This window comes from Nesterenkonia aethiopica, from assembly GCF_039534665.1.
Lineage (GTDB): Bacteria > Actinomycetota > Actinomycetes > Actinomycetales > Micrococcaceae > Nesterenkonia > Nesterenkonia aethiopica.
In genome coordinates, this window is the sequence record NZ_BAAAVT010000012.1 from 97,776 (window position 1) to 124,275 (window position 26,500).

Here is a 26,500-nt window from a genome sequence, read left to right on the forward strand (position 1 = left end):
CTGCGGGGGCCGCGCAGTCCGGGTGGCGGGCGATCGGGGTGTAGCTCAGCTTGGCAGAGCGCGCGCTTTGGGAGCGTGAGGCCGCAGGTTCAAATCCTGTCACCCCGACGGCGGCCGAGGCGCAGCGGGAGCATCGAAGCTCGCGGCGCCGCTCGGCCGCGGCCGACGCTGCGGGTTCTGCCAGAGCTCGCATCAGACATGATCAGTCGTCATCTATCAGGAGCCCCCACGTGGTCAAGAGCACCGTTGAAAATCTGAACCCGACTCGAGTCAAGCTCACCGTCGAGGTGACCTCTGAGGAGCTTGAGCCCAAGATCAAGGCCGCATACAAGAGCATCGCGGAGCAGGTTCAGATCCCCGGCTTCCGCAAGGGCAAGGTTCCCGCGCCGATCATCGACCAGCGCGTCGGCCGCGAGTACGTCGTCCAGACCGCCATCAACGACGGCCTCAACGAGTTCTACCAGCAGGGCCTGGCCGAGGCCGAGATCGCTCCGCTGTCCCGCCCCGAGGTGGAGATCGAGGAGATCCCGGACCCCAAGACCAACGAGGGCGTTCTGAAGTTCACCGGTGAGCTGGACGTCAAGCCGGAGGTGGAGCTGCCCGAGTACTCAGGCCTCGAGGTCGAGGTCGAGGCCCGCGCCGCTGACGAGGACGCCGTGCAGGAGCAGCTCGACGAGCTGCGCTCGCGCTTCGGCACCCTCAAGGACGTCGAGCGGCCCGCGGCGACCGACGACTTCGTGACCCTCGACCTGGCCGCCAGCATCGACGGCGAAGAGGTCGACAACGCGACCGGCCTGTCCTACCAGGTCGGTGCCGGCACCATGCTGGAGGGTCTCGACGAGGCCCTCGAAGGACTCTCCGCCGGCGAGGACGCGACCTTCGAGACCACCCTGGCCGGAGGTGAGCACTCCGGCGAGGAGGCCTCCGTGAAGGTGACCCTGCAGGCCGTCAAGGAGCGCGAGCTGCCTGAGGCCGACGATGAGTTCGCCCAGATGGCCTCGGAGTTCGACACCATCGAGGAGCTCCGCGCAGACCTGCGGACCAAGGCCGAGGAGAACCTCGTCGTGGAGCAGGGCGTCGAGGCCCGCGACAAGGTCCTGGAGAAGCTCATGGAGCTCGTCGAGGTCCCCGTCCCCGCCTCCGTGGTGGAGGGACAGGTGGAGCAGCACTTCAGCCAGGGCGGCCACGCCGAGGGCGACGACCACGACACCGAGGAGCACCGCGAGGAGATCGAGAAGCAGACCCGCGAGGCATTCCGCAACGAGATCGTGCTGGACCTGATCGCCGACAAGGAAGAGATCGGCGTCGACCAGGGCGAGCTCATCGAGTACATCGTCTCCACGGCTTCCCAGTACGGCATGGAACCCAACCAGTTCGCGCAGATGCTGGACCAGGCCGGCCAGGTGCCGATGATCATGGGCGAGGTCCGCCGCCGCAAGGCGCTGGCCAAGGTCCTCGAGCTCGCCGTCGTGAAGGACTCCGAGGGCAAAGACGTCGACCTGTCCGACTTCGTGACCCCGCAGGGTGACGACGAGGAGGAGGGCGCCGCCGAGGAGGTCGCCGAGGTCGCTGAGACCGAGACGGCCGCCGACGAGCAGGACGCCGACTCGGCGGACGAGGAGTCCGACGAGCAGAAGTGAGCAGCCGCCGGACCGGAGCGAGTCCGTGTCCGTGACGCGCTGAACCGGTGCTGACCCAGCACTGAGCCCGACGACGGCGGGCCGCTGTGCCGAGAGGCCCGGCGGCCCGCCGTCGTCGTGAGCAGGGGGTGCGTCAAAGCACGGAGCTCCGCACCCTGCGCCAACAGCGAACGACGTCGCGGCGCGCCTCGGGCCGGGACGGTCACCAGGTAATGTCGGGGACAGCACGGACGGCCCTGCGCGGCGCGCGACGATCTCGCAGCGCCGCTCGACCGTCCTGACGTGAGAGAACACTGGAGTGGAGGAACGTCCATGTCTGAGAGCCTGCCCAGCATGTCGACCGTGGACCCGGCGTCCCGCGACGACTACATCTACAACCGTCTGCTCAAGGAGCGGATCATCTGGCTGGGGTCGGAGGTCCGTGACGAGAACGCCAACGCCATCTGCTCCCAGATGCTGCTGCTCTCGGCCGAGGACCCCGAGCGGGACATCTACCTCTACATCAACTCGCCGGGCGGCTCGGTGACCGCCGGGATGGCCATCTACGACACGATGCAGTTCATCCCCAACGACGTCGTCACCGTCGCCACCGGCCTGGCCGCCTCGATGGGGCAGTTCCTGCTCTCCTCGGGCACTCCCGGCAAGCGGTTCGCCACTCCGCACGCGCGCATCCTGATGCACCAGCCCTCCGGCGGCATCGGTGGCACTGAGTCCGACGTGCGGATCCAGGCGGAGCTGATCAAGCACATGAAGCAGGTCATGGCCGAGCTCACCGCTGAGCAGACCGGCCAGTCGGTGGAGACCATCCTCAACGACAACGCCCGTGACAAGTGGTTCACCGCGGAGGAGGGGCTGGAGTACGGCTTCTTCGACAAGATCGCCCAGCGCTCCTCGACCGTCTCCGGCGGCGGCGGAGTCTGAGACCTCCCGGACGACACAGGCCACGACGAGACCGGCCACCAGGACACTTCAGGAGAATTTCGATGAACCACGACGTCACCCAGATCCCGCAGGCGATGCCGCACATGCCCGCCCCGGAGTCCCGTTACATCCTTCCACAGTTCGAGGAGCGCACCCCCTACGGCTTCAAGCGTCAGGACCCCTACGCGAAGCTGTTCGAGGACCGGATCGTCTTCCTCGGCAGCCAGGTGGACGACGCTTCGGCCGATGACATCATGGCCCAGCTGCTGGTGCTGGAGTCCATGGACTCCGAGCGGGACATCACCCTCTACATCAACTCGCCCGGCGGCTCCTTCACTGCGATGACCGCCATCTACGACACGATGCAGTTCATCCGTCCGCACGTGCAGACCGTCTGCCTGGGGCAGGCGGCCTCCGCGGCGGCGGTGCTGCTGGCCGCAGGCACCCCGGGCAAGCGCCTGGCGCTGCCCAACGCCCGTGTGCTGATCCACCAGCCCTCCATGGGCGGCCAGCGGGGTACGGCCACCGACCTGGCCATCCAGGCCGACGAGGTCCGTCGCATCCGCACCTGGATGGAAGAGGTGCTGGCCCAGCACACCGATAAGTCCGCTGAGCAGGTCAGCGAGGACATCGACCGGGACAAGTTCCTCTCCGCGGACGCGGCGAAGGACTACGGCCTGGTGGACGAGGTCCTCACCTCCCGCAAGCTGCCCGTCTGAGCGCTGCGTGTGTGTGCCGGGTCCTCCGCCGAGCGGCGGAGGACCCGGCACACACGGCGAGTCATGGTCGCCAAGGATGTCACCGCGGTGACGTAGTCTTGATCCGTACCGCCTTGGGAGGGCGGTCACCGTTCCGACGGCACAGGCCCCGGGACGACCGGACCCGATGATCTGAGGGGATTGCGAGGCATGGCACGAATCGGAGAGAGCGCCGATCTGCTCAAGTGCTCCTTCTGCGGGAAGAGTCAGAAGCAGGTGCGGTACAAGCTCATCGCAGGCCCCGGAGTGTACATCTGCGACGAGTGCATCGAGCTCTGCAACGAGATCATCGAGGAGTACCTCAACGAGGTTCAGGAGCCTGATGACTTCGAGCTCCCCACTCCCCGGGAGATCCACGACTTCCTCGACGAGTATGTCATCGGTCAGGACAAGGCCAAGCGGCTCCTGGCGGTGGCGGTGCACAACCATTACAAGCGCATTCAGGCGCTCGGCACGGCGAAGAAGACCGCCTCGCTCGAGAAGGGGCCCCTCGACGACGTCGAGATCGGGAAGTCCAACATCCTGCTGGTCGGGCCCACCGGATCGGGCAAGACCTACCTCGCACAGTCGCTGGCCCGGAAGCTGCAGGTGCCGTTCGTCGTCGCCGACGCCACCTCGCTGACCGAGGCCGGCTACGTGGGCGAGGACGTGGAGAACATCCTGCTCAAGCTGATCCAGGCCGCCGACGGGGACATCAAGAAGGCCGAGCAGGGCATCATCTACATCGACGAGATCGACAAGATCTCGCGGAAGTCTGAGAACCCCTCGATCACCCGCGACGTCTCCGGAGAAGGCGTCCAGCAGGCGCTGCTGAAGATCCTCGAGGGCACAGTGGCCTCCGTCCCCCCGCAGGGCGGGAGGAAGCACCCGCAGCAGGAGTTCATGCAGATCGACACCTCCAACGTGCTGTTCATCGTGGCCGGCGCCTTCGCCGGGCTGGAGGAGATCATCGGCTCGCGCGCGGGTCGGAAGGGCATCGGTTTCGGCGCGCCGCTGAACACGATCAGCCGGGACGACATCACCTACGCCGACGTCGAACCCGAGGATCTGCACAAGTTCGGCCTCATCCCTGAGTTCATCGGACGCCTACCTGTGGTCGCCACGGTCGAGGACCTCGACCAGGAGGCCCTGATCCGCATCCTCACCGAGCCGCGCAATGCGCTGCTGAAGCAGTATCAGAAGATCTTCGCCCTCGACGGCATCGACCTGGAGTTCGAACAGGGCGCGCTGACCGCCGTCGTGGAGCAGGCCGAAGCCCGGGGGACCGGGGCCCGCGGACTGCGGTCGATCCTGGAGGCGGTGCTGAATCCTGTGATGTTCGACCTGCCGAGTCGTGACGATGTCGCGCAGGTGACCGTCACCGAGGAGGTCGTCCGAGAGGGTGCCGAGCCTGTGCTGCTCACTCATGCCGAGGTCAAGAAGCTGCGCAGGAAGTCTGCCTAACCGAAGCCGTCGCAGGCGGGCCACAGCGCCCCCACCTCAGGAATCCCCCGCCGGACCGTTCCGGCGGGGAATTCCTGCATCCGCGGCCCGTCCCCGTCGAGCCGCCCAGGGCCGTCTGCCGCGTGAGCCGTGCTTGAGGCAGGTATGTCACCCCTCTGATCAGGGATTCTCGGGGTATATAGTGAGGGCACTCACAGAACGATCGCCGGGGGCGCACCTGTTCCTGGCCCTTTCCTCGGCGATGCCACCCCGACTTGAGAGAGGTGGACGGTCCATGCCCGATTCATCGATTCCCGGAGGCCCTGCGAGGGTCGCGGGCGGTCCGCGGAGGAGGAGATCCGCGACGTCGGCCCGCCGCTCGCGATCACGCCCGGCCCGCGCGGCGGCCGCGATCCTCGCCGGAGGGCTTCTCCTCTCCGCCTGCGGTGACGGAGACGCCACCCCTGTCCTGACCTGGTACATCAACCCCGACGACGGCGGCCAGCAGGTGATCGCGGAAAGATGCACCGACCAGTCCGACGGCGCCTACCGGATCCAGACCTCGCTGCTGCCCAATGATGCCCCGTCCCAGCGTGAGCAGCTCGCCCGACGCCTCGCGGCAGGGGACACCTCGCTGGACATCATGAGCCTCGACCCGCCGTTCATCCCCGAGCTCGCAGAGCCCGGATTCCTCGCCCCGGTGCCCGAGGACGTGGCAGAACGCACCACTTCCGACACGTTGGACGGCGCGCTGGCCGGCGCGATGTGGGGCGACGAACTGGTCACCATCCCGTTCTGGGCGAACACCCAGCTCCTCTGGTACCGCGAATCCGTGGTGGAGGAGGCCGGGCTCGACATGGACGAGCCGGTCACCTGGGAACAGATCATGGACGTCGCCGAGGAGCAGGACAAGCACCTCGCCGTCCAGGGCATCCGTGCCGAGTCGATGACGGTATGGCTCAACGCCCTGATCGAGTCCCAGGGCGAGTCGATCATCACCGACCCGACCGCACCGGCCGACGAGCTGGAGACCGCATTGGACTCCGACGCGGGTCGAGCGGCGGCCGAGGTGCTGCATCGCATCGGTGCAGAAGGGCTCGGCGGCCCCGGCATCGCGTCGATGGACGAGGGCCAGTCGATGCTGCTCTTCCAGCGGGACGCCGGCTCCTTCATGGTCAACTGGCCGTTCGTCTGGGCGGCCACCAACGCGGCCGCCGAGGACGGGACGGTCGATGCGGAGCTGCCCGACGACATCGGGTGGGCGCAATATCCGCGTATGGATGCCGACACCCCGTCGGCACCTCCGCTGGGCGGGATCAACCTCGGGGTGGGGTCCCAGTCCGAGCACCCCGAGCTGGCCTATGAGGCGATCGAATGCATCGTCGCCCCCGAGAACCAGACCGAGTACTTCGTCACCAACGGGAACCCGCCCTCTTCGGAGGCGGCCTTCGACGACCCTCAGGTCGAAGAGGACTTCCCGATGGCCGACGACATCCGCGAGGCCCTGGACAATGCCGCTCCGCGACCTCAGACGCCCTACTACAACGAGATCTCGACCACGATCCAGCTGAACTACACCCCGCTGAGCGGTGTCGACCCCGAGCGGACCCCCGCGGAGGCCGACACCACCGTGGGTGAAGTGCTGAGAGGGGAGCGTCTCCTGTGACCACCACCGCTGACGACAGCCGCCGAGCCCGGCGGGAGGCTGCGGTGCAGCACCACGCCGCGAAGTCCGACCGGGCCAAGGCGGAGGCGCGCCTCGGCTGGCTGCTGGCCGGACCCGCCTTCGTCATCATGCTCGCCGTGACCGCCTACCCGATCGGTCAGGCGGTCTTCGACTCGCTCTTCTCCTTCCGGCTCACCGCCCCGGACGAGCGACACTTCGTGTTCCTGTCCAACTACGCCACGATCTTCACCGACGGCGTCTTCTGGCGCGCCCTGCTGGTCACGGTGCTCATCACGGTGGTCACCGTGGCCGTCGAACTGGTGCTCGGCTTCGCGTTGGCCCTGGTGATGCACCGGGCCCTGAAGCGCCTGCGGGGCATGCTCCGGACCGCGATCCTGGTGCCCTACGGCATCATCACCGTGGTCTCGGCCTTCGCCTGGTACTACATGTTCGACATCAACTCCGGGTTCGTGAACAGCTGGTTCGGCTTCGTGCCGGGTATCGGGGGAGACCTCGACTGGTTTGCGAACTTCGGCACCGCGATCACCGTGATCATGGCCTCGGAGATCTGGAAGACCACCCCGTTCATCGCGCTGCTGCTGCTGGCCGGACTGGCTCAGGTCCCGGATGAGCTCCTGGAGGCCGCCCGGGTGGACGGGGCCACCTGGTGGCAGCAGATGTCCCGGGTGACGATTCCCAACATGAAGGCCGCCATCATGGTGGCGGTGCTCTTCCGTGCACTGGACGCGTTCCGGATCTTCGACAACGTGTTCATCATGACCGGAGGCGATGCGGGCACCGAGGTGCTCTCGCTGTTGGCCTACCGGACGTCGATCGGACGGTTGGAGATCGGGCTCGGCTCGGCCATCTCGGTGGTGCTGTTCCTGTGTGTGCTGCTGATCTGCTTCGTCGCGATCAAGTTCTTCAAAGTCGATCTCGCCAGCGGCACGGACGCCGGCGGCAAGGGAGGGAAGAAGTGATGGCTGCTTCCGGAACGCTCACCGGCCGCCAGCGCCTGGCCTGGACCGTGCTGACTGTCGTGGTGCTGGGCTACGCACTGTTCCCCGTCGCCGCGATCCTGGCGACGAGCTTCAAGACGCCCGGAGACCTCGGCAACAACACGTTCCTCCCGACGGTGTGGACGTGGCAGAACTACGAGATGATCTTCTTCGGCAACGCGCAGGAGCTGTTCCTGACGGCGCTGCGGAACTCCATCGGCATCACGCTGATCGCCACGTTCGTCGCCGTGGTGCTCGCTACGTTGTGCGCCTATGCGATCGCCCGGCTGGACTTCCCCGGCAAGAAGGTCATCCTGGCCTCGGCCCTGGCGGTCTCGATCTTCCCGGTGATCTCTGTGGTCACACCGCTGTTCAACGTGTGGCGCGTCATCGGGCTCTACGACACGTGGCTCGGCCTGATCATCCCCTACCTGTCGCTGACCCTGCCGATCTCCATCTGGACGCTGGCCGCGTTCTTCCGGCAGATCCCGTGGGAGCTGGAGCAGGCGGCGCAGGTGGACGGCGCCACCCAGTGGCAGGCTTTCCGTCGGGCGATCGTCCCGCTGGCGATGCCCGGGGTGTTCACCACCGCGATCATCGCCTTCTTCATCGCGTGGAACGACTTCGTCTACGGGATCTCGCTGACCTCCACTGAGGCGGCACGCCCCGTCCCGGCGGCGCTGGCGTTCTTCACCGGAGCCTCCCAGTTCGAGGAGCCCACCGGTGCGATCTCCGCGGCGGCGATCGTGGTGACCATCCCCGTGGTGGTCCTCGTGCTGCTGTTCCAGCGTCAGATCGTCTCCGGCCTGACGCAGGGGGCGGTGAAGGGATGACCGTACCCGCACCGACCGGCGTCGCCGGCTCACTCAGCATCCCGCAGGGCGGGAGTCCCAGACCTGAAGACCCGGACGCTGCGCGCAGCGTCGAGACCGTGGAGGAGACGTCAGCATGGCATCCATCACCCTGAAGAACATCGTGAAGAAGTACGACGACGGCTTCCCCGCCGTCAACGACGTCTCGATCGACATCGAGGACGGCGAGTTCGTCATTCTGGTCGGTCCGTCCGGCTGCGGAAAGTCCACGTTGCTGCGGATGATCGTGGGCCTGGAGGACATCACCTCCGGCGATCTGCTGATCGACGGGGAGAGGGTCAACGAGAAGGCTCCCCGGGACCGCAACCTGGCGATGGTCTTCCAGAACTATGCTCTGTACCCGCATCTGACCGTCTATGAGAACATCGCCTTCCCGATGCGGCTGACGAAGGGGAAGTTCTCCGACCAGGAGGTGGACGACCGAGTCCGGCAGGCGGCACACATGCTGGAGCTCACGGATCATCTCGAACGGAAGCCGGCGAACCTCTCCGGCGGTCAGCGGCAGCGGGTGGCGATGGGTCGGGCGATCGTCCGGCACGCCAATGCGTTCCTCTTCGACGAGCCGCTGTCCAACCTGGACGCCAAGCTGCGCGGCCAGATGCGTGCAGAGATCTCGCAGCTGCAGCGCAGCCTGAACACCACCAGCGTCTACGTCACCCACGACCAGACGGAAGCCATGACCCTCGGCGACCGGGTGGCCGTGCTGAAGAAGGGGGTCCTGCAGCAGATAGCCTCCCCGCGGGAGCTCTACGAGCAGCCGGCCAACCTCTTCGTGGCCGGCTTCATCGGGGCCCCGTCCATGAACTTCCTGCCCGGCACGGTGGAGGGAGACGTCCTGCAGACACCGTTGGGGGAGATCCAGCTGCCCGAGGGGACGGCCGACGCGGGACGGGGCAAGGAGATCGTGCTGGCCGGCATCCGGCCGGACTTCTTCGAGGATGCCGCCACGCTCACGGAGACGCAGCTCGCCAAGGGCACGACGTTCGAGGCGACGCTCACCCACACCGAGTGGCTCGGCAACGAGCAGTACGTATACGTCTCCTATGAGAACGACCCCCGGGTGGCCGAGGTCCTCCAGACGCTGGCTGAGGAGATGGACGCCGACGAGCTGCGCACCCAGCTGGTGGTCTCTGTGGATGCCACGTCCCGGCTGCGCGGTGGAGACGCCGCCACGCTGTGGGTGGACTCCCGGAGGATCCATCTGTTCGATCCGGCGACCGGGGAGAACCTCACCCGGGACGCCGAGGCCGGCGCTGAGCTGACCCGGATGGCAAGGGAGGACCGCCAGCGCGACGCCGAGCGGGCCGCCGCCCAGCGGGAGTCCTGAGGGCACCGCACTCGTGAGGCGGGCGCCTCACCCCTGACCAGGGGTGAGGCGCCCGCCTCGCTCTGGTGTCCCAGGGAGGGCGTGGGGCTCATTCCCAGCGGAACAGCAGCGCCGCCGCGCCGCCGCCCACGGCGGTCCACAGTGCCAACGCCACCCAGATCTGGCCGTCCACGGTCTGCCCCAGCCAGGCCTGCTGCAGGCCCTCGACGGCGGCGCCGAAGGGCAGCCACACTCCGATGCTCTGCAGGGTCTCCGGCAGGTTCTGCATCCCACCGAAGAGACCGCCGAGGGCGGCCAGCCCGAAGAAGGCGATCAGCCCGAGCGCGAGGGAGGCGTTCGGAGTGGGCGAGACGGCCGCGACCAGCATGCCGATGGCGTACAGCGAGGCGATCGCGGCGCCCATCACCGCCAGCGCCACGACTACGTCTGTGGGCAGGCTCGCGTCGAAGAAGACGCTGGCCACGGTGAAGGCGAGGACGATGCCCACCACGATCTGCACCACGCTCACCACGGCCTGGGCGACCAGGACCATCGCCGGTGACGCGGGGGTGACGGCAAGACGCCGCAGGATGTGCGTCTTGCGATAGGTGGCCAGGAAGCTGGGCATGTTGACCACCGCGACCGAGGCGACCACCATCAGCAGCATCAGCGGCAGCACATAGACGTCGAGGACGGACAGCTCATCCGTCAGGGCCTCGTCACCGAACGCCAGCGCCTGCATCACCAGGATCAGCACCGGCATGCCCAGGGGCAGGATCAGTCCTGCCGTGTCCCGGACGACCATCTTCGCCTCGGCGACGGTCATCCGCCACCAGGCGCGGGGGCCCGGACTGTGGGGTCGGACGGCGGCCAGCTCCTTCTGGAGCTCCCGCTGCGGGTGGGTGCTGCTCATGAGGTCTCCTCCTCGTCGTCGGTGTCGAACGCCCGGCCGGTCAGCGCCACGAAGGCGTCCTCCAGTGTCGAGGCGCCGGCCTGGCGCCTCAGGTCCTCCGGGGTTCCCTGCGCGATGACCCGCCCGCCGTTGATCAGTGCGACTCGGTCGCAGAGTCTCTCGACCTCATCCATCGCGTGGCTCACCAGGATCACGGTCTGCCGCCGCAGCGCCTCCAACGCCGACCAGACCCGGCGGCGGGCGCTCGGGTCCAGACCGGTGGTCAGTTCATCGAGGATGACGACCTCCGGGCGGCCCACCAGCGCCAGAGCGATGGAGAGTCTCTGCTGCTGGCCCCCGGAGAGCTTGGAGAAGCGGGTGCGTGCCCTGCTCCGCAGCTCGACCATCTCGAGCACCTCCTCGGTGCCCAGCGGGTCCGGATAGAAGCTGCGATAGAGGTCCACCAGCTCCTCGCAGGTGAGGGCGTCATGCAGGGACGCCTCCTGGAGCTGGACGCCCAGGACCTTTCGCACCTTGGTGCGGTCGCGCCAGGGGTCGAGCCCCAGGATGCGGACCTGTCCGGACGTGGGACGGCGCAGTCCGGCGATCATCTCGACCGTGGAGGTCTTGCCCGCTCCGTTGGCGCCCAGGATCCCGAAGGTCTCCCCGGCACGGATGCTCAGGCTGATGTCGTCGACGGCGTTGGTCGTGGTTCTGCGGTATCGCTTGGTCAGATGCTCGGCATCCACCGCGAGCGTCGGTGTGTTCGTCATGTCTCCAGCCTCGCCCGGGGCGCGACGGCGCGGCAGTGCCGGCGGTCATGGAGTCGGACATGACTTTCGGCACTGGAGAGGGATCAGCCCCGACGCGCTAGTCTCGCCCTATGGGCCCCCACCAGAGACGGACGTCGGCGTCGCATCAGCGGCGCGCAGAATTCAGCGCCGGTGCGGCGATCCTCGCGCTGTGCCTCGGGGTCGGGGTAGTGGTCCTGCTGACCGGCATGCGTCCCTACATCCCGGTCCTCGCCTGGTCCGCTCTGCTGGTCGCATGCCTCGCCGGCGTGTTCTTCGCCGCCGCTCCGGTGACGGACCGCAGGATCCAGCTGGCCAGCTACGCGCTCGCCGTGCTGAGCTCGTGGGCCCTGCTGCTCACGCTGCCCGGACAGGGCATGCTGGTGGTCATCCTCGTGGTGGTCGCTGCGGTGGGCACCTATGTGGTGCCGATGGCCGCCGTCGTGGGTGTCGTCGCACTGAACACCGTGGTGATCGCCGTGCATGCCTGGGCCCATGGGGCGGGCGTGGTGGACTACGTGGCCACACCGATCTTCTACCTGTTCATCCACCTGGCGGCGGTGCTGTCCACCTGGAGCCTGCAGCAGGAGGCCCGCATGCGGGCCGCCCTGGAGCAGAAGACGGTGGAGCTCACGGCCGCCTCGGTGCTGCTGGAGGACTCCGCGAAGACCGCCGAGAGGCTACGCATCTCGCGGGACCTGCATGACCTGCTCGGGCATCAGCTGACGGTGCTGAACCTCGAGCTGGAGGCGGCGCGCCATCGCAGCGCCGATTCTGCGGCGGAACACGTCGAGCGGGCGAGCGGGCTCGCCAAGAAGCTGCTGGGGGACGTCCGCAGCACGGTCGGAGAGATGCGCGCCGCCGACCACGGTGACCTCGCGGAGGCGCTCCAGCGTGTGGCCGCGGCGGTGCCCAGCCTCGACATCTGGATCCGGGTGGAGACCGACGTCGAGGTCGATGAGCAGCAGCAGGACGTTCTGGTGCGGGCGGCCCAGGAGATCATGACCAACACCATCAAGCATTCGGAGGCCTGGACGCTGCGTCTGGACGTCGCGCGCCAGGAGGACAGGATCGTCCTCACCGGGGTCAACGACGGCACCACTCCCTCCAGCGTCACGCCGGGGCACGGGCTGACCGGCCTGCGTGAGCGCGTCGAGCTGCTCGGCGGAACGCTGACCGTCACCCCCCGACGCCGGTTCACCGTCCAGGTGGACCTCCCGGCGCACGGACGACGCGCCGGATCGACGCTCGAGGAGGCGGACAGAGCATGAGCACCGAACCGTCGGGTACCCCCGAACTCGGCCACCGGGAGGACCCTCGCGTCGTCGTGGTCGACGACCAGACCCTGGTGCGCCAAGGCGTCCGCACCCTGTTGGAGCTGGGACGGACCACAGTGGTCGGTGAGGCCGGAGACGGAGCCGAGGCCCTCGACGTCGTCGCGCGCACCCGCCCGGACGTGGTGCTGCTGGACCTGCGCATGCCTCGCCACGACGGCCTGTGGTTCCTGGAGCAGCTGGAGGCCGGTGCCTTGGGGGAGCTGGGCTCCGAGCTGCCGGTGCTGGTGCTGACCACCTTCGACGACGACGCCCTCGTCCTGGAGGCCCTGCGGCACGGCGCCCGCGGCTACCTGCTCAAGGACGTGACGGTCGAACAGCTCGCCCGGGCGGTGCGCACCTTGGCCGAGGGCGGCACCCTCATCGCCCCCTCCATCACCGACCGACTCCTGCGCGCGATCCGCTCCGGCCCTCCTCCGGTCGGGGCCGCCGACGTCGGGGTCGAGGAGCTCACGTCGCGTGAGCTCGAAGTCCTTCGCCTGGTGGCCGAAGGGTATCCGAACCGGCAGATCGCGGAGCTGGTCCACCTGGCCGAGGGCACGGTGAAGAACCACATCTCCGTCATCCTGCAGAAGCTCGGGGCCCGGGACCGCACCAATGCGGTGCTGCGCGCGCTCCATGAGGGGATCCTCGGCTGACCTGGCCCGGAACAGGTGCTAAGTTGTCCATGGATCGTCCGTCCCGCTGCACCAGCGGTGCACGGATCCTGCCCGATGACGAGCGGAGTTGAACATGAGCACCATCCCGGCCGAGCTGAAGTACAGCGCGGAGCATGAGTGGGTCGCCACCACGGACACCGACGGCGTGGTCCGCGTGGGGATCACCGACTTCGCCCAGGACGCCCTGGGCGACGTCGTCTATGTCGAGCACCCTGAGACCGGCAGCACGGTGGCCGCCGGTGACGTGGTCGGAGAGGTCGAGTCGACCAAGTCCGTCTCGGACATCTACGCCCCGGTGGCGGGCGAGATCGTGGCCGTCAACGAGGCCCTGGAGGCCGATCCGGGCTCGGTCAACTCCGACCCCTACGGCGCCGGCTGGCTCTTCGAGGTCAAGCTCTCCGCCGCGGACGCGCTGGACGGCCTGCTGTCTGCCGAAGACTATGAAAGCCAGGTAGGCTGAGACGACATCGTCGAAGGGAAGGGAGGCCGCCGTGTCCACGACTTCTGGCGCACCGGATGAGCGAGAGAACATCGCTGAGACCACGAGCATCTCGTTGCCGCCTGCCGAGGCGCGTGCCGCACAGCCGCGCCTGACCGACGACGACAGGGAGGCCATCGCGGCGCTCCCGCAGGGGTCCGCGCTGCTGGTGGCCCACTCCGGCGCTAATCAGGGGGCCCGGTTCCTTCTGGACAAGGACGTGACCACCGTGGGCCGTCACCCTGAGGCGGAGATCTTCCTGGACGACGTCACGGTGTCTCGTCGGCATCTGACCTTCCGTCGGATCGCCGGCGGGTTCGAGCTGGAGGACCTCGGCAGCCTCAACGGCACCTACGTCAACCATGACCGCGTGGACCACTACACGCTCAAGGCGGGGGACGAGGTGCAGATCGGCAAATTCCGGCTCACCTACTACGCAGGAAGCAAATGAGCCGCGTTTGCTGCTGAGCACGTTATCCTGAGGCTGTTCTCCTCTACCTTCCCCCTGAGCCTGAAAGAGGATGCGCCGTGAGTGTCTCGCCCATGAGGAAGCCGAAGGCGTCCGCTGAGGACGTCGACCCGGCGACCACGCATGTCTTCACGATCTCCGAGGTCCTGCGGGAGCTCCAGAACGAGTTTCCGGACCTGACGGCGTCGAAGCTGCGGTTCCTCGAGGAGCGCGACCTGGTGGAGCCGGCCCGCACCCCGTCCGGGTACAGGAAGTACTGCGCCGCCGACGTCGAACGCCTCCGCTTCATCCTGGCCTTGCAGCGGGACCGCTACATGCCGTTGGACGTCATCAAGAAGACGATGGACGCCCTGGACGCGGGGGAGCAGCCCGAGGAGCTTCCCGAGGCGGCCCCTGTGGGTCCCCGCGAGGTCACCACGGAGATGGCCGCGCAGATCACCGGCCGGATCCGCCCGTTGACCCGCAAGGAGCTGCGGGCGCAGTCGGGGGCGACGCGCGGCATGCTCGACACGCTCGAGAAGTTCCGGATCATCCGGGCGGACGCGGACGGCAACTACAGCCACCATGACCTCAAGGCGGTCCGCGCTGTGCGGGTCCTGGCGCGCTACGGGCTCGAACCCAAGCACCTGGTCAACATCCGCCGCTCGGCAGACAACGAGCTGGACCTGATCGGTCGGGCGATGGCCCCCTACGCGGCCCGCAAGGACGCCGCCGCGCGGGCCCGGGTGGCCGAGTCCTCCAAGGAGATGCTGCAGTCTCTGAAGGACCTCCGAGCCTCGATGATGGATTCGGCGGTCGAGTCGCTGGACCGGAACTGAGCCGTACCGCTGTCGACGCGCTCTGACGTGCGGCCAGGTCTGGACAACTGCTCCCCGGGGCGGTGACCATGGAAGTGCACGGCCGTCGTGCGCGTCCGCGCGTGCACCGCAGTCCAGGCGACCGGCGCACCGGAGGTGGGGAGGTCGCAGTCCGATGACACAGCGGCAGATCCGTCTGAACGTGGTGGGCGTGCGCATCGAGGTGCCCTCACATCAGCCTGTGGTGATGCTCCGCGGCGCAGAGCCGGGGATGGAGGATCTCCACGTGGCCATCATGGTCGGCACCTCGGAGGCCACTGCCATTTCGATGGGCATGGACGGGCAGACGCCCCCGCGGCCCATGACCCATGACCTGCTGGTGGATGCGCTGACCGGCCTGGCCGACGGCGTCGAGTCGATCGAGATCGGACTCCTGGACAGCTCCACCTACTTCGGCACCATCCGGCTGCGTCGCGGACAGGTGCTCGATTCCCGCGCATCCGATGCGATCGCCGTGGCGGTCCGCACGGCGGCGCGGATCACCATGGCCGAGTCCACTCTCCGGGCCGTGGCCGTCACGCCGCGGTACCGGACCGCCGACGGCGGGGACTCCGGTTCCTCCGGCGCGGGTCAGCGGCCCGCCGCACCCCCGGGCGCCAGTCCCGAGGCGGCCGATGTGGCGGGGCGGGGACCGATCTCCGCGGACGAGATCAAAGAGTTCCAGAAGTTCCTCGACGGCGCGGAGCCGGAGGACTTCGGCAAGTCCACCTCCTGAGCGGGAAGCTGGTCGACAGCTGTGGGCGCGCGCCCTCGGAGGGGAGTAGAGTGTGGGCGTCGTCCCGGGGTGTCGTCATCGTCGGGGTCCTGTGCCCCGGCGTCGCATCGGGCGACACGCCGCCACGGTCGGAGCGGATGTCTTTGACCCCCGGCTGCTGCCGTTCTACCGTCGAGGAAGAAGGTTTCCGCATGCGTCGTCCTGACTCGCTCGGTCCGCACCGTGAGGTGTCGGCCGAGGGCGACGAACTTCCCCCGGCGGGACCGCACCGAGGAGGGTATACGTGAGTCTTGATTCTCGCAGCGATGCGCAGCAGGGGCCGGGCCGAGTTCCGCAGCATCCTGTCCTGCAGCAGCGGCTGTTCGACGACGGCCTGCCGGACCTGGATGAGGAGATGGGCTACCGCGGCCCTGTGGCCTGCGCGGCGGCCGGGATCACGTATCGGCAGTTGGACTACTGGGCGCGCACCAAGCTCGTGCAGCCGTCCCTGCGCAATGCCTCCGGCTCCGGTTCGGCCCGCCTGTACTCCTTCCGGGACATCCTGGTCCTCAAGGTCGTCAAGCGGCTGCTGGACACCGGGGTCTCCCTCCAGCAGATCCGGACCGCCATCGAGCACCTGCGGGAGCGCGGAGTCGAGGACCTCGCGCAGATCACGCTGATGTCCGACGGCGCGTCGGTCTACGAGTGCACCTCGGCCGATGAGGTCATCGACCTGGTCCAGGGCGGCCAGGGCGTCTTCGGGATCGCCGTGGGGAGAGTGTGGCGCGAGGTCGAAGGGTCGCTGGCCGAGCTGCCCCGGGAGCGGACCGACGCCGAGGATGAGGCGGCGGCTCCGGCGACCGGAGACCATGCGGTCCAGCAGGAGCTGTCCGCCTTCAGCCAGCAGGATGAGCTGGCGAAGATGCGCGCTCGGCGACGCTCGCAGGCCTCCTGAGCAGAGACTCCCGGACATGAGGAAGGGGCCCGATCCGCGGATCGGGCCCCTTCCTCATGTCCGGGAGAGGTGTCGCGGCGCAGGACGCCGAGACGCTCAGAGGAGCTGGTCGAGGAGCTGGTCGAAGGACTTCGCCAGATCGCGAGCCTGGTCGCCCGGCCACTGGTGGACCGGGTAAGCGGCGCCCTGGATCTGCTGCCAGAAGGCGTTCTCCTCCAGCACAGGCAGCATGAGCTTCTCCTGGTAGAGGCGCTCCATCTCCAGGAGCCGGTACTCGTGCTCCGTGGAGTCGGCGCGGGCTCTGTTGACCACCACACCAGCTGACTTCAGCTGGGGGGCGTACTCGTTGGAGAACAGCCGGATGGCTCGCATGGTGCGTTCGGTCCCGGCGACGGAGAACAGGCTGGGCTCGGCGACGAGGAGCACCTGGTTCGAGGCGGCCCAGGCGATGCGCGTCAGTCCGGCCAGTGACGGGGGACAGTCGACGAGTACGAGATCATAGCCCTCCAGGCCTGTCAGGAGGGTCCGGAGGCGTCGCATGTCCCGCGGACGGATGTCCGGGCGGTCGAACGTGGCCGACAGCGCGGAGCCGACGATGACGTCGAGAGTTGCGTCGGCGCGCTGGTCGTCCGGCAGCAGGTCGATCCAGCCGGAGCGCACCACATGCTCGGAGACCCGCGTCCTGCGGGCGTCCTTGAGCAGCTGACCCGCTTCCGTGCCGGCGCCGCGGGAGACCGCGAGCCCGGTGGTCGAGTCAGCGTGGGGGTCAAGGTCGATGACCAGCGTCCTGACCCCCTGCTGGAGGGCGGCAGACGCCAACCCCATGGTGACCGAGGTCTTGCCGACCCCGCCTTTCAAGCTGGACACGCTCATGATCTGCACGCGTCCCATCATAGGGACTCCCCGGTGCTTTGTGGTGGCGACTCCCGGGGGCGGCCGGGTGTGACACCCGCACGACTGCCGACGAGGTCATCCGAGCGCGGGCGGAGTCCCGGCCGGGTCGCCGGATCTCTCCTCCTCCGCAGCGGCCCGGGCGGCCCGGTGGCCCTGCAGTCCGCTGAGGATGTGGGCGGTCATGATGGCCTCCGCCCACTCGGCGTCTCCGGCCTCCGCGGCCAGGATGAGCTCGTCGTGATGCATCAGGGACCGGGCCAGCGCCTCCGACGAGTAGGCCGCGAAGACATGGGCCACCAGCAGCGGCGTCACCAGGTGTCGCGCGGAGGCGGCCAGGGCCCGGTTGCCCGCCGCGTCCAGGAAGATCCGGTGGAACGCGTTGTTCAGCCGGGAGAGCTCCGGGCGACGGGAGGGGTCGTGGGCCAGCGTGTGCATGCGAGCGCTGATGATCTTCAGCTGCTCCAGGTGTCCACGCTCCAGCCGCGGGATGGCGTCGGCCACGACGGCGGGCTCCACCCGTGCCCGGGCGCGGTAGATCTGCTCGATGTCGGAGAAGCTGTGCTCTCGGATCCGGGCGCCGCGGTGCGGAACCAGCTCGACCACACTCAGCGCGGCCAACTCACGCAGCGCATCGCGCACCGGTGTGCGGGACACGCCCAGACGTTCAGCCAGAACTCCCTCCCGCAGCCACTGGCCGCCGCTGTACTCGCCGGAGGCGATCAGTCCCAGGAGGTCATCGGCCAGCGTCGCCATCAGCCCTCCCCGGGTGGGTGTCGGGCCACGTGGCGGCGGCCAGGTCGTCGCGGCTGCCGCCGCGTGCGACGAAGGAGGTGACGGGGAATCCGGTCAGGTCGGTGACCTCGGCGGCGAGTCGGCGGTGCTTCTCGAAGTCGATGCCGGTCTCGATGCCCAGCCCGCCCAGCAGATGCAGGAGGTCCTCGGTGGCCATGTTGCCCAGCACCGTGGGATCCCCCGGGAACCACATGTCGCCCCCGAGCCCGGAGAACGAGGCCTCGAGCCAGTCGGCGCCGGCCGTGAGCGCCGCCAGCGCGTTGGCGGGGGCGAAGCCGTTGCGATTGTGCAGGTGGACTCCGCAACTCAGCTCCGGGAATCGTCGGCGGACCTCGGCCACTCCGTCATGGACCTCGGCGGGATGCTCCTGCCCGGTGGTGGTCGCCAGATAGACGGCGTCCGCCCCGGCTTCCAGGGCGCCCTCGACGACGGCGATCCGCTCGGCGGAGGGGACCGTGCCGCGGCTGGGGGCGAAGAAGGCACAGGCGACGGCGACGATGAGCCGCTGACCGGCGTCGGCGGCGAGGCGCCCGATCTCGCGCGTCTCGGTGAGCAGCTCCGAGGTGGACCTGTTCTGGTTCTTCAGTGCCATGCCGTCGTCTGCCGGAACCACCACGGCCACCTCGTCGAGATCGCAGTCGGCGGCGCGCCGCATGCCCCGCAGATTCGGGACGAGCCCCCGATAGGTGACACCGTCGACGCGCGGGACGCGGCGCAGCAGCTCCTCGGCGTCGGCGAGCTGCGGGAGGATCTTCGGGTGGGCGAACGACGCCACCTCGATCTCTGTGACGCCCGCATCGATGAGTCGGTGGACGATCTCCACCTTGGCCCCCAGGGGCAGCGGCCGCTCCACGGCCTGGAGCCCGTCGCGCAGACCGACCTCCACCACGCGGGCGCGCGCAGGAAGCTTCCAGACGTCGGAGAGAGAGGGCACGGGACGGCTGTCGCTGTTCATCGCACGACCCCCTGGTCGCGGAGGCTCTGACGGGACGAGGCGTCGCGCCCGAGCTCGGCGAGGATCTCGTCAGTGTGGGCCCCCAGTGCCGGACCGGGCCAGCGGATGCCGCCGTCGGTGCGGCTGAGCCGGGGGAAGGTGTTCTGCATCGGGACCTCGCCCAGCACCGGGTGGGGCACTGTGGTGATCGACTCGCGGGCGGCGTAGTGCGGATCGGTGAGCATCTCCTGAGGCCGGAAGATCCTGCCCACCGGCACCTCGTGCTCCTCCAGGAGGGATTCGAGGGCCGCGGAGTCGAGGGTGGAGGAGAACTCGGCGATCAGCTGGTCGAGCTCCTCCTGGTGCTCGCCGCGCCCGTGGTGGTCGGCGAAGCGCGCGTCGTCGGCCAGGGCAGGGTCTCCCATGGCCCGCGCCAGGCGGCGAAACACGGTGTCCTGGTTCGCCGCGATGATCACCCAGAGCCCGTCTCGGGTGGGGTAGACGTTGCTGGGGGCGATCTTCGGCAGGATCGAGCCGCTGCGCTCCCGCTGCACCCCACCCAGGGCCCAGTCCGGCACCAGGGACTCCATCACCGCCAGCACGGACTCGTAGATCGAGGAGTCGACGATCTGCCCTCGGCCGCTGCGGTGGCGCTCGTGCAGGGCGGACAGGGCGCCGAGTGCGGCGAAGGTGGCGGCCAGCGTGTCGCCGATCGAGATCCCGACGCGGGACGGCGGCGTCGACGGGTCACCGACGACGTGGCGCAGGCCGCCCATCGCCTCGCCGATCGACCCGTAGCCCGGCCGGGAGGAGTACGGACCGGTCTGTCCGAAGCCGGAGACCCGGACCACGATCAGACCGGGGTTCTCCCGCATCAGCTCCGCGGGGGAGAGGCCCCAGCGTTCCAGGGAGCCCGGGCGGAAGTTCTCCACGAGGACGTCGCTGCCGCCGATGAGCTCCCGAGCGATCCGCTGGCCCTCCTGTCGGCGGAGATCGAGAGCGAGGGACCGCTTGTTGCGTCCCAGCACCGCCCACCACAGCGACTCTCCCCGAGGGTGCGCGCGCCCCCACTGGCGGAGCGGGTCTCCGGTGGTGGGCTCCTCGATCTTGATGACATCGGCACCCATGTCGCCCAGGAGCTGGCCGCAGAAGGGGCCGGCGATGAGCTGCCCCATCTCGACCACGCGGAGGCCGGCCAGGGGCCCTGAGCCTGTGCTCGCGGTGGACGTGAGGGCCTGGGCCGGCGGAGTCGGCTGGATCGGCTGGGTCATCGGGGTCGGTCTCTCCTGTGCGCGGATCGGATGCCTGACTCAGGCGGCCGGTGTTAGCTCTGTCACAGAAGACAGTATACGATCTTGGCTGTGCTCATATCTTCGCCATCACCCCTGGTGGCAGATCGGCTCGTCAGAGCCGATCTTGAACCCCGCAGAACCCGCGGAGAACCCTGGCGCTGCCGCGCTGTATACAACTCTTCGAAGGACTGACATGAAGGAACCCATCCGCAGGCCGTGGATCTGGGTGGTGCTGGCCGCGCTCGTCCTCTTCAACGCCCCCTGGTACCTGCCAGAGGGAAGCATCGCCCCGTACTGGTTCGGGATCCCCTACTGGGTGGTCGTCGTGCTGGTGCTCTCGGCAGGACTGAGCGCCTTTCTCACCTGGGTGTGCCTGACGCAGTGGCACATCGTCGAGGACGAGGAGGAGGCCGACACCCATGGATGACGAGACCATGGACACTCAACTGGCCTTCGCCGGTGCCGACGCCATCATCATCCTGTGCCTCTACGCGGCCGCGATGATCACCGTCGGGTGGATGTGCGGCCGGGGGAAGGGACTCGGCAAGAGCGTGAGCGAGTACTACCTCGCCGGCCGCAACCTCGGCTTCATCACCTTGTTCTTCACGCTCTATGCCACTCAGTACAGCGGGAACACCGTGGTGGGATACGCGCCCCAGGCGTTCCGCGAGGGCTTCTCCTGGCTGCAGTCGATCCCGTTCTTCACCGTGATCATCGGCGTCTACCTGCTGTTCGCGCCGCGGCTCTACGCCGTCGGACGATCACGCGGCTTCGTGACGCCCACGGACTGGATCAGCCAACGTTTCCAGTCCCGAGCCGTCACGGCGCTGGCGATCGTGCTGATGCTGTGGGGCCTGGCCAACTATCTGCTCGAGCAGCTGGTGGCGATCGGCCATGCGGTCTCGGGCCTCACCGGCGGAGCCATACCGTATGGATGGGCGGTGATCGCGTTCATCGTGGTCATGCTCGTCTATGAATGGCTCGGCGGCATGCGGGCGGTGGCCATCACGGACGCGATGCAGGGCATCATCCTGATGGTCGGCATCGTCATCATGCTCATCGGTGCGCTGGCGCTCACCGGCGGCGGCATCGGAGACCTGACCGCCTCCATCGCGGAGAGCCAGCCGGAGAAGATCGGCGTCCCGGACACCCTGACCTCGATCAATTGGCTGTCCATGCTCGTGATCGTGGGCTTCGGCGCGGCGATGTACCCGCACGCCATCCAACGCATCTACTCCTCACGCTCGGAGCGGATCCTCAAACGCTCATTGGCCCGGATGACGTGGATGCCCTTCATCACCTCGGGGCTGGTCTTCGTGGTCGGCATCATCTGCATCGACCTGTATCCCGGGCTGGACGTCTCCGCCTCGGAGCAGCTGGTCGGACTCCTCGCCAACGACGTCGCCTCGCTCAACCCGTTCTTCTACTGGACGATGGTGATCCTCTTCGGCGCGGTGGTCGGCGCGATCGTCTCCACGGCGGACTCGGTGCTGCTGAGCTTCTCCTCCATGGTGTCCCATGACATCTACGGCAAGCTGGTGCGTCCCTCGGCCTCGGACGGGCAGAAGGTGCTGGTGGGAAAGGTCACCGGCATCGTGCTGATCGCCCTGCTGCTGTGGATCGCCTGGAATCCGCCGGGGACGCTGTACCAGATCTTCGTGCTCAAATTCGAGATCCTCGTCCAGGTGGCGCCGGCGTTCGTCCTCGGGCTCTACTGGCGCAGGCTCTCGGCCCCGGCGGTGTTCTTCGGCATGCTCGCCGGCGCCGCGGTGGCCGCAGCCATGACGCTCAGCGGCAACTCGACGTTCCTGGGTGTGCACGGCGGCACCTACGGGCTGCTGCTGAACTTCGTCGTCTGCGTGGTCGGTTCCTGGTTGGTGCCGCCGAGCGCCGCCAGGCAGCGGGCCACCGACGAGCTCACCGGCTCGGGGCTGCCCGCCGTCCGCGTCTGAGGGGAGCGGGCACGACGAGGGGCCCTGGCGGGGAAGCCTCCAAGCATCCCAGCCAGGGCCCCTCGTCAGAGCCGATTGCGTCGTCAGCCGACCTGCATCTCGCCCATCTCGTCCCATCCGTCGCCGTCGATCTGGCGCGAGATGATCTTCGGGGTGGACACCAGCGCCTGGTGCATGGGCCCGCCTTCTGCGATGGCCCGGAGGAAGTGGTCGCTGGTGACGTGCGCCTCCGCGGCGTCGTCGTCGAAGGCCTCGACGAGCACGTACTCGTTCGGGTCCTCCACACTGCGGGACCAGTCGAACCACTTGTTGCCGGGCTCGGCGCGGGTCGCCTCGGTGAACTCTCGGGTGATCTCGGGCCACTGGTCGGCCAGCTCGGGCTGGACCTGGAACTTCACGACGATGAAGATCATGGATCTCTCCTTCGGGTCGGGCGGGTGGTGCGGACGCCGGGAGGACCGGACGTCTCCGTGCTCCAGTATGGTCTCTGCCTCCCGGCTCCGGCGTCAGGGGAGCCCCTGCGGAGGCGGACGTCACAACCCTGTCCGTTGAGCCTGCGCTCCGGATCAGCTCCCCGTCACGGCCATAGGATGGACCCATGACCGACTCCGCACCGGGCGCTCCGCTCACCCCTGACCTGGCCATCATCGGATCCGGCTCCGGCAACTCGCTCATCACGCCGCACTGGGACGGCCGCCCGGTGGTGCTGGCCGACCGCGGTGTCGGCAGCACGGACGCCTTCGGCGGGACGTGTCTGAACGTGGGCTGCATCCCCACCAAGATGTTCGTGCGCCCCGCCGCTTTGGCCCACAGCACCGAGGAGGCCGGCCGGCTCGGCGTGGACCTCCATCTCCGGGGTGCGGACTGGCCACAGATCCGGGACCGGATCTTCGCCCGCGTGGACGCCATCTCGCGGGCTGGGCGGCACTACCGCGCTGAGGAGCTGGACCACGTCACCCTGCTGGAGCAACAGGTTCGCCTGACGGGCCCTCGCTCCTTCCTCGCCGAGGACGGCACCGAGGTCCGCGCCGAGCAGCTGGTGCTGGCCGCCGGATCCAGGCCGGTCCTCCCGGAGGTTCCCGGCGTCGACCTGCCTCAGGTCCACACCTCGGACTCGGTGATGCGCCTGGAGAGTCTGCCCTCCCGCGTGCTGATCGTCGGTGGGGGATACATCGCCTGCGAGTTCGCCGGGATCTTCTCCGGTCTCGGCAGCGAGGTCATCCAGGTCAACCGCAGCGTCGGTCTGATGTCCGCCCTGGACCCTGACCTGGCCAGCGCATACTCGGCCGAGGCGGAGAAGAGCTGGACCGTGCTCTATGAGCGCACCCTGGGCGCGGTCGTCGCCCGCGATCCCGAGGGACGGGGCGAGCCGGCGGGGGCGACGGCCCAGCTGCTCACCGTCGACGGACGGCAGGAGGAGTACGACGTCGACATCGTCCTCATCGCGATCGGGCGTCGCCCCAACAGTGATCTGCTCGGCGCTGAGGAGGCGGGACTGGACCTCCACGACGACGGGCGGATCGTCGTCGACGCCTGGCAGCGTGTGCTCGCCGGTGGGGAGCCCGTCGAGGGGCTCTACGCCCTGGGAGACCTCAGCTCGGCGGCTCAGCTCAAACATGTGGCCAACCACGAGGCCAGGGTGGTGGCCCACAACCTGGAGAATCCCCACGATCTGCGGGCCTCGCGCCAGCACGCCGTCCCGGCCGCCGTCTTCTCCCACCCCGAACTGGCGGAGGTGGGGCTTACCGAGCCGCAGGCGGTCGAGCAGATCGGCGCCGAGCACGTCACGGTGAAGATCCAGCACTACGGCGACACCGCCTACGGATGGGCCATGGAGGACAGCACCGGCATCGTCAAGGTCATCGCCGACCGTCGTGACGGGACGCTGCTCGGCGGCCACGCCATGGGCTATCAGGCCTCCAACCTTCTGCAGCCGGTCATCCAGGCGATGAGCTTCGGACAGGACGCCCACAGCGCGGCCAGAGGGCAGTACTGGATCCACCCGGCACTGATGGAGGTCACGGAGAACGCGCTCCTGGGACTCGACGTCCCGCCCAGCCGGCATCTCTGAGCGGCTGGGCAGGGTGACGGCGTCGCCGGCTCGCCCTTGCCGCCGTGGGGCAGGAATGACCTGGACCACCCAGCAGTTGGGGATGGATGGAAGCGAGCCGCCGACGGATGAAGCCGTCGCCGGTGACATCCCGTCAGAGAGGAACCGAGCATGGCTGAGCGCGTAGATTTCTGGTTCGACCCCCTGTGCCCCTTCGCCTGGGTCACCTCCCGGTGGATCCGTGAGGTCGAACAGGTCCGTGACGTTGAGGTCACCTGGAACGTCATGAGCCTGGGAGTGCTGAACGAGGACAAGAACCCTTCGCCGGCCGAGGATGAGGAGCAGCTGGCCCGCTGGATCCCCTCACGGGCTGCGACGGCCGTGCAGCTGGCCCACGGGCAGGAGGAGGTCGGTCGCTTCTACACCGCGGTCGGCACCGAGATCCATGACAACGACAACAAGGACTTCGCGGAGGCGACCGCCAAGGCGCTGCGGGAGCTGGGCCTTGACGAGGCGCTCCTGGAGCAGGCGAAGACCGACGTCAACGACGAGCAGATGCGGGCCTCGCATGAGAAGGGCATCTCCCTGGTGGGCCAGGACGTCGGCACGCCGATCGTGGCCTTCCAGGGCACGGCGTTCTTCGGCCCGGTGATCACCCGGATTCCTCGGGGGGAAGAGGCTGGGACGCTGTTCGACGCCTCGGTGACGCTGGCCGGCTTCCCCTGGTTCTTCGAGCTCAAGCGCAGCCGCACCGAGCGTCCGGTGTTCGACTGACGCCGTCGCCGGCCCGGCTGTGCGGCGTGACCTGACGGGCCCTGCCGCGCAGCCGGCGCGGCGGTCTGCCGCGGGAGGGCGTCAGCCCCTGCGGATGAGCTTGTGCTGGGCGGCCTGGGCCACCGGCCGGACCACGATCTGGTCCAGGTTGATGTGGTGGGGCAGGTTCACCGCGTGGGCGATGACCTCCGCGACGTCCTCTGCCGTCAGGGGCTTCTCGACGCCGCGGTAGACCGCCTCGGCCGCCGCGGCGTCGCCGCGCAGCCGCTTGGCGGCGAACTCTTCGGTGTGCACGAGACCGGGAAGGACTTCGATCACGCGGATGTTGTGCTCGGCCTCCTCCAGACGCAGAGCGCCGGTGAGCGCATGCTGGCCGAACTTGGCGGCGTTGTATCCGCCGCCGCCCTCATAGGCGGTGATCCCCGCCGTCGATGTCAGGTTGAGCACGGTGCCCTCGCCGTGGGCGCGCAGCATCGGCAGGAACGCCTGGACCATGGTGAGGGTGCCGATGACGTTGGTCCGGTACATCCAGTCCCAGTCCTCCACCCGGCCGTCGCCGACCTTCTCGACGCCCAGAGCGCCGCCGGCATTGTTGATCAGCGTGTCGATGCCGCCCTCGGCGGTGACCTGGGCCAGGGCCTGCTGGACCTGCTCGGCGTCGGTGACGTCGCAGACGATCGGGATGATGCCTTCCTGCTCGGCGAGGTGCTCGAGCTTCTCCGCGCGTCGGGCGAGGGCGTAGACCTGCCAGCCGTCGGTGGTGAGGCGGTGCGCGGTGGCCGCACCGATGCCGGACGAGGCACCGGTGACGAGAGCTCTGCGGGGCTGTGCGGACTGCGTCTGAATCATGGGTCCAGCCTAGTGAGACACGCGTCAGGTCACCACGGTCCGCCCGCATGCTGAGATGGCCGATCTCGACGGCGACCCGGACGGCGACCTCGACGGGGCTCTCCGCACGCGGTGTCCTGGAGGGGCGGGCCCGGCCCCGAACGGTGGGCCTAGGTGTAGGAGGGCATGACGTTATCGATAGTCGCCGGGGCGAGTGAGGCCGGGGGCTGATCGCCGCAGGACGTATGCGGCCGATGATAGTTGTAATGATT

The 26,500-nt window shown here is 68.5% G+C and carries 27 protein-coding genes and 1 tRNA gene; 20 read left to right on the forward strand and 8 right to left on the reverse strand.

What is annotated here, in order from left to right:
• Window positions 1–34 precede the first annotated feature (34 nt).
• From ABD658_RS10395 to ABD658_RS10435, 9 genes are all read left to right on the forward strand, one after another.
• Window positions 35–108 (forward strand) — tRNA-Pro (locus ABD658_RS10395).
• Window positions 109–230: 122 nt separating this feature from the next.
• Complete coding sequence (gene tig / locus ABD658_RS10400; RefSeq protein ID WP_344681775.1) at window positions 231–1,640, forward strand: trigger factor; 1,410 nt, start codon at window positions 231–233, stop codon at window positions 1,638–1,640.
• A 333-nt stretch (window positions 1,641–1,973) separates the two neighbouring features.
• A complete protein-coding gene (locus ABD658_RS10405; protein WP_070160513.1) occupies window positions 1,974–2,561 on the forward strand; it encodes a ClpP family protease in 588 nt (195 codons plus the stop codon).
• A gap of 62 nt (window positions 2,562–2,623) precedes the next feature.
• Window positions 2,624–3,280 (forward strand): ATP-dependent Clp protease proteolytic subunit, encoded by a 657-nt coding sequence (locus ABD658_RS10410; protein ID WP_070160464.1) that lies wholly within the window; start codon window positions 2,624–2,626, stop codon window positions 3,278–3,280.
• 189 nt (window positions 3,281–3,469) lie between these two features.
• Complete coding sequence (gene clpX / locus ABD658_RS10415; RefSeq protein ID WP_070160462.1) at window positions 3,470–4,762, forward strand: ATP-dependent Clp protease ATP-binding subunit ClpX; 1,293 nt, start codon at window positions 3,470–3,472, stop codon at window positions 4,760–4,762.
• A 274-nt stretch (window positions 4,763–5,036) separates the two neighbouring features.
• Entirely contained in the window at window positions 5,037–6,407 is a 1,371-nt protein-coding gene (locus tag ABD658_RS10420) for an extracellular solute-binding protein (protein WP_344681770.1), read from the forward strand.
• On the forward strand, window positions 6,404–7,387 hold the full coding sequence (locus ABD658_RS10425; protein WP_344681768.1) for a carbohydrate ABC transporter permease: 984 nt from the start codon (window positions 6,404–6,406) through the stop codon (window positions 7,385–7,387). Before ABD658_RS10420 ends, ABD658_RS10425 begins: the two co-directional genes overlap by 4 nt.
• The gene (locus tag ABD658_RS10430) at window positions 7,387–8,238 is read left to right on the forward strand and encodes a carbohydrate ABC transporter permease (protein WP_070160512.1); all 852 of its coding nucleotides are present in this window, start codon (window positions 7,387–7,389) and stop codon (window positions 8,236–8,238) included. The genes ABD658_RS10425 and ABD658_RS10430 overlap by 1 nt, the downstream gene beginning before the upstream one ends.
• Window positions 8,239–8,353: 115 nt before the next feature.
• Window positions 8,354–9,604, forward strand: coding sequence for an ABC transporter ATP-binding protein (locus ABD658_RS10435; protein WP_070160460.1), 1,251 nt, complete (start codon window positions 8,354–8,356; stop codon window positions 9,602–9,604).
• Between the two features lie 88 nt (window positions 9,605–9,692).
• Here the strand turns inward: ABD658_RS10435 and ABD658_RS10440 are convergent, their stop codons facing one another.
• The gene (locus tag ABD658_RS10440; RefSeq protein ID WP_344681762.1) at window positions 9,693–10,496 is read right to left on the reverse strand and encodes an ABC transporter permease; all 804 of its coding nucleotides are present in this window, start codon (window positions 10,494–10,496) and stop codon (window positions 9,693–9,695) included.
• The gene (locus ABD658_RS10445) at window positions 10,493–11,248 is read right to left on the reverse strand and encodes an ABC transporter ATP-binding protein (RefSeq protein WP_344681760.1); all 756 of its coding nucleotides are present in this window, start codon (window positions 11,246–11,248) and stop codon (window positions 10,493–10,495) included. Before ABD658_RS10445 ends, ABD658_RS10440 begins: the two co-directional genes overlap by 4 nt.
• Window positions 11,249–11,358: 110 nt before the next feature.
• Here ABD658_RS10445 and ABD658_RS10450 point away from each other — a divergent pair, with 110 nt between their 5' ends.
• The 7 genes from ABD658_RS10450 to ABD658_RS10480 all read left to right on the forward strand — a co-directional run bounded on the left by ABD658_RS10450 (window position 11,359) and on the right by ABD658_RS10480 (window position 16,712).
• Window positions 11,359–12,537, forward strand: coding sequence for a sensor histidine kinase (locus ABD658_RS10450; protein ID WP_344681758.1), 1,179 nt, complete (start codon window positions 11,359–11,361; stop codon window positions 12,535–12,537).
• Window positions 12,534–13,238, forward strand: a complete 705-nt coding sequence (locus ABD658_RS10455) for a response regulator (protein WP_344681756.1) — start codon at window positions 12,534–12,536, stop codon at window positions 13,236–13,238. Before ABD658_RS10450 ends, ABD658_RS10455 begins: the two co-directional genes overlap by 4 nt.
• A 94-nt stretch (window positions 13,239–13,332) precedes the next feature.
• Window positions 13,333–13,719, forward strand: a complete 387-nt coding sequence (gcvH, locus tag ABD658_RS10460; RefSeq protein WP_070160450.1) for a glycine cleavage system protein GcvH — start codon at window positions 13,333–13,335, stop codon at window positions 13,717–13,719.
• A gap of 31 nt (window positions 13,720–13,750) precedes the next feature.
• The gene (locus ABD658_RS10465; RefSeq protein ID WP_070160448.1) at window positions 13,751–14,188 is read left to right on the forward strand and encodes an FHA domain-containing protein; all 438 of its coding nucleotides are present in this window, start codon (window positions 13,751–13,753) and stop codon (window positions 14,186–14,188) included.
• Between the two features lie 92 nt (window positions 14,189–14,280).
• Window positions 14,281–15,024, forward strand: a complete 744-nt coding sequence (gene ftsR / locus ABD658_RS10470) for a transcriptional regulator FtsR (RefSeq protein WP_070160446.1) — start codon at window positions 14,281–14,283, stop codon at window positions 15,022–15,024.
• Window positions 15,025–15,178: 154 nt separating this feature from the next.
• Window positions 15,179–15,778: a bifunctional nuclease family protein gene (locus tag ABD658_RS10475; RefSeq protein WP_344681754.1), complete on the forward strand. Its 600-nt coding sequence runs from the start codon at window positions 15,179–15,181 to the stop codon at window positions 15,776–15,778.
• Between the two features lie 346 nt (window positions 15,779–16,124).
• The gene (locus ABD658_RS10480) at window positions 16,125–16,712 is read left to right on the forward strand and encodes a MerR family transcriptional regulator (RefSeq protein WP_070160510.1); all 588 of its coding nucleotides are present in this window, start codon (window positions 16,125–16,127) and stop codon (window positions 16,710–16,712) included.
• 96 nt (window positions 16,713–16,808) lie between these two features.
• Here the strand turns inward: ABD658_RS10480 and ABD658_RS10485 are convergent, their stop codons facing one another.
• From ABD658_RS10485 to ABD658_RS10500, 4 genes are all read right to left on the reverse strand, one after another.
• Window positions 16,809–17,594 carry a ParA family protein gene (locus ABD658_RS10485; protein ID WP_344744485.1) on the reverse strand — a complete coding sequence of 262 codons (786 nt, stop codon included), beginning with the start codon at window positions 17,592–17,594 and terminating at the stop codon, window positions 16,809–16,811.
• Window positions 17,595–17,681: 87 nt separating this feature from the next.
• A complete protein-coding gene (locus ABD658_RS10490; RefSeq protein ID WP_344681752.1) occupies window positions 17,682–18,359 on the reverse strand; it encodes a GntR family transcriptional regulator in 678 nt (225 codons plus the stop codon).
• Entirely contained in the window at window positions 18,340–19,353 is a 1,014-nt protein-coding gene (locus tag ABD658_RS10495) for a beta/alpha barrel domain-containing protein (protein WP_311024776.1), read from the reverse strand. Before ABD658_RS10495 ends, ABD658_RS10490 begins: the two co-directional genes overlap by 20 nt.
• Complete coding sequence (locus ABD658_RS10500; RefSeq protein WP_344681749.1) at window positions 19,350–20,603, reverse strand: CaiB/BaiF CoA transferase family protein; 1,254 nt, start codon at window positions 20,601–20,603, stop codon at window positions 19,350–19,352. The genes ABD658_RS10495 and ABD658_RS10500 overlap by 4 nt, the downstream gene beginning before the upstream one ends.
• Before the next feature lie 214 nt (window positions 20,604–20,817).
• On the opposite strand from ABD658_RS10500, the gene ABD658_RS10505 reads away from it, so the two are divergent.
• Together ABD658_RS10505 and ABD658_RS10510 are read left to right on the forward strand one after the other, a co-directional pair.
• A complete protein-coding gene (locus tag ABD658_RS10505) occupies window positions 20,818–21,051 on the forward strand; it encodes a hypothetical protein (RefSeq protein ID WP_070160440.1) in 234 nt (77 codons plus the stop codon).
• Entirely contained in the window at window positions 21,044–22,576 is a 1,533-nt protein-coding gene (locus ABD658_RS10510; RefSeq protein ID WP_201791061.1) for a sodium:solute symporter family protein, read from the forward strand. The genes ABD658_RS10505 and ABD658_RS10510 overlap by 8 nt, the downstream gene beginning before the upstream one ends.
• Before the next feature lie 83 nt (window positions 22,577–22,659).
• Here the strand turns inward: ABD658_RS10510 and ABD658_RS10515 are convergent, their stop codons facing one another.
• The gene (locus ABD658_RS10515) at window positions 22,660–22,989 is read right to left on the reverse strand and encodes a putative quinol monooxygenase (protein ID WP_344681745.1); all 330 of its coding nucleotides are present in this window, start codon (window positions 22,987–22,989) and stop codon (window positions 22,660–22,662) included.
• A 185-nt stretch (window positions 22,990–23,174) separates the two neighbouring features.
• On the opposite strand from ABD658_RS10515, the gene ABD658_RS10520 reads away from it, so the two are divergent.
• Together ABD658_RS10520 and ABD658_RS10525 are read left to right on the forward strand one after the other, a co-directional pair.
• The gene (locus ABD658_RS10520) at window positions 23,175–24,647 is read left to right on the forward strand and encodes a mycothione reductase (RefSeq protein WP_344681743.1); all 1,473 of its coding nucleotides are present in this window, start codon (window positions 23,175–23,177) and stop codon (window positions 24,645–24,647) included.
• A 150-nt stretch (window positions 24,648–24,797) separates the two neighbouring features.
• Entirely contained in the window at window positions 24,798–25,400 is a 603-nt protein-coding gene (locus tag ABD658_RS10525) for a mycothiol-dependent nitroreductase Rv2466c family protein (protein ID WP_311024772.1), read from the forward strand.
• Window positions 25,401–25,481: 81 nt separating this feature from the next.
• Here ABD658_RS10525 and ABD658_RS10530 read toward each other — a convergent pair whose 3' ends face one another.
• Window positions 25,482–26,249, reverse strand: coding sequence for an SDR family oxidoreductase (locus ABD658_RS10530; protein WP_344681740.1), 768 nt, complete (start codon window positions 26,247–26,249; stop codon window positions 25,482–25,484).
• Window positions 26,250–26,500: the final 251 nt, after the last annotated feature.

Excerpts from the sequence above, each read along its gene's own strand:
- ABD658_RS10435 (WP_070160460.1), top strand. The coding sequence starts at position 8,354 with ATGGCATCCATCACCCTGAAGAACATCGTGAAGAAGTACGACGACGGC.
- ABD658_RS10440 (WP_344681762.1), bottom strand. The coding sequence starts at position 10,496 with ATGAGCAGCACCCACCCGCAGCGGGAGCTCCAGAAGGAGCTGGCCGCC.
- ABD658_RS10410 (WP_070160464.1), top strand. The coding sequence starts at position 2,624 with ATGAACCACGACGTCACCCAGATCCCGCAGGCGATGCCGCACATGCCC.
- ABD658_RS10500 (WP_344681749.1), bottom strand. The coding sequence starts at position 20,603 with ATGACCCAGCCGATCCAGCCGACTCCGCCGGCCCAGGCCCTCACGTCC.
- ABD658_RS10505 (WP_070160440.1), top strand. The coding sequence starts at position 20,818 with ATGAAGGAACCCATCCGCAGGCCGTGGATCTGGGTGGTGCTGGCCGCG.
- ftsR (WP_070160446.1), top strand. The coding sequence starts at position 14,281 with ATGAGGAAGCCGAAGGCGTCCGCTGAGGACGTCGACCCGGCGACCACG.
- ABD658_RS10530 (WP_344681740.1), bottom strand. The coding sequence starts at position 26,249 with ATGATTCAGACGCAGTCCGCACAGCCCCGCAGAGCTCTCGTCACCGGT.
- ABD658_RS10405 (WP_070160513.1), top strand. The coding sequence starts at position 1,974 with ATGTCGACCGTGGACCCGGCGTCCCGCGACGACTACATCTACAACCGT.
- ABD658_RS10455 (WP_344681756.1), top strand. The coding sequence starts at position 12,534 with ATGAGCACCGAACCGTCGGGTACCCCCGAACTCGGCCACCGGGAGGAC.
- gcvH (WP_070160450.1), top strand. The coding sequence starts at position 13,333 with ATGAGCACCATCCCGGCCGAGCTGAAGTACAGCGCGGAGCATGAGTGG.
- ABD658_RS10515 (WP_344681745.1), bottom strand. The coding sequence starts at position 22,989 with ATGATCTTCATCGTCGTGAAGTTCCAGGTCCAGCCCGAGCTGGCCGAC.
- ABD658_RS10525 (WP_311024772.1), top strand. The coding sequence starts at position 24,798 with ATGGCTGAGCGCGTAGATTTCTGGTTCGACCCCCTGTGCCCCTTCGCC.
- clpX (WP_070160462.1), top strand. The coding sequence starts at position 3,470 with ATGGCACGAATCGGAGAGAGCGCCGATCTGCTCAAGTGCTCCTTCTGC.
- ABD658_RS10495 (WP_311024776.1), bottom strand. The coding sequence starts at position 19,353 with ATGAACAGCGACAGCCGTCCCGTGCCCTCTCTCTCCGACGTCTGGAAG.
- ABD658_RS10445 (WP_344681760.1), bottom strand. The coding sequence starts at position 11,248 with ATGACGAACACACCGACGCTCGCGGTGGATGCCGAGCATCTGACCAAG.
- ABD658_RS10450 (WP_344681758.1), top strand. The coding sequence starts at position 11,359 with ATGGGCCCCCACCAGAGACGGACGTCGGCGTCGCATCAGCGGCGCGCA.
- ABD658_RS10420 (WP_344681770.1), top strand. The coding sequence starts at position 5,037 with ATGCCCGATTCATCGATTCCCGGAGGCCCTGCGAGGGTCGCGGGCGGT.
- ABD658_RS10520 (WP_344681743.1), top strand. The coding sequence starts at position 23,175 with ATGACCGACTCCGCACCGGGCGCTCCGCTCACCCCTGACCTGGCCATC.
- ABD658_RS10490 (WP_344681752.1), bottom strand. The coding sequence starts at position 18,359 with ATGGCGACGCTGGCCGATGACCTCCTGGGACTGATCGCCTCCGGCGAG.
- ABD658_RS10475 (WP_344681754.1), top strand. The coding sequence starts at position 15,179 with ATGACACAGCGGCAGATCCGTCTGAACGTGGTGGGCGTGCGCATCGAG.
- ABD658_RS10510 (WP_201791061.1), top strand. The coding sequence starts at position 21,044 with ATGGATGACGAGACCATGGACACTCAACTGGCCTTCGCCGGTGCCGAC.
- ABD658_RS10430 (WP_070160512.1), top strand. The coding sequence starts at position 7,387 with ATGGCTGCTTCCGGAACGCTCACCGGCCGCCAGCGCCTGGCCTGGACC.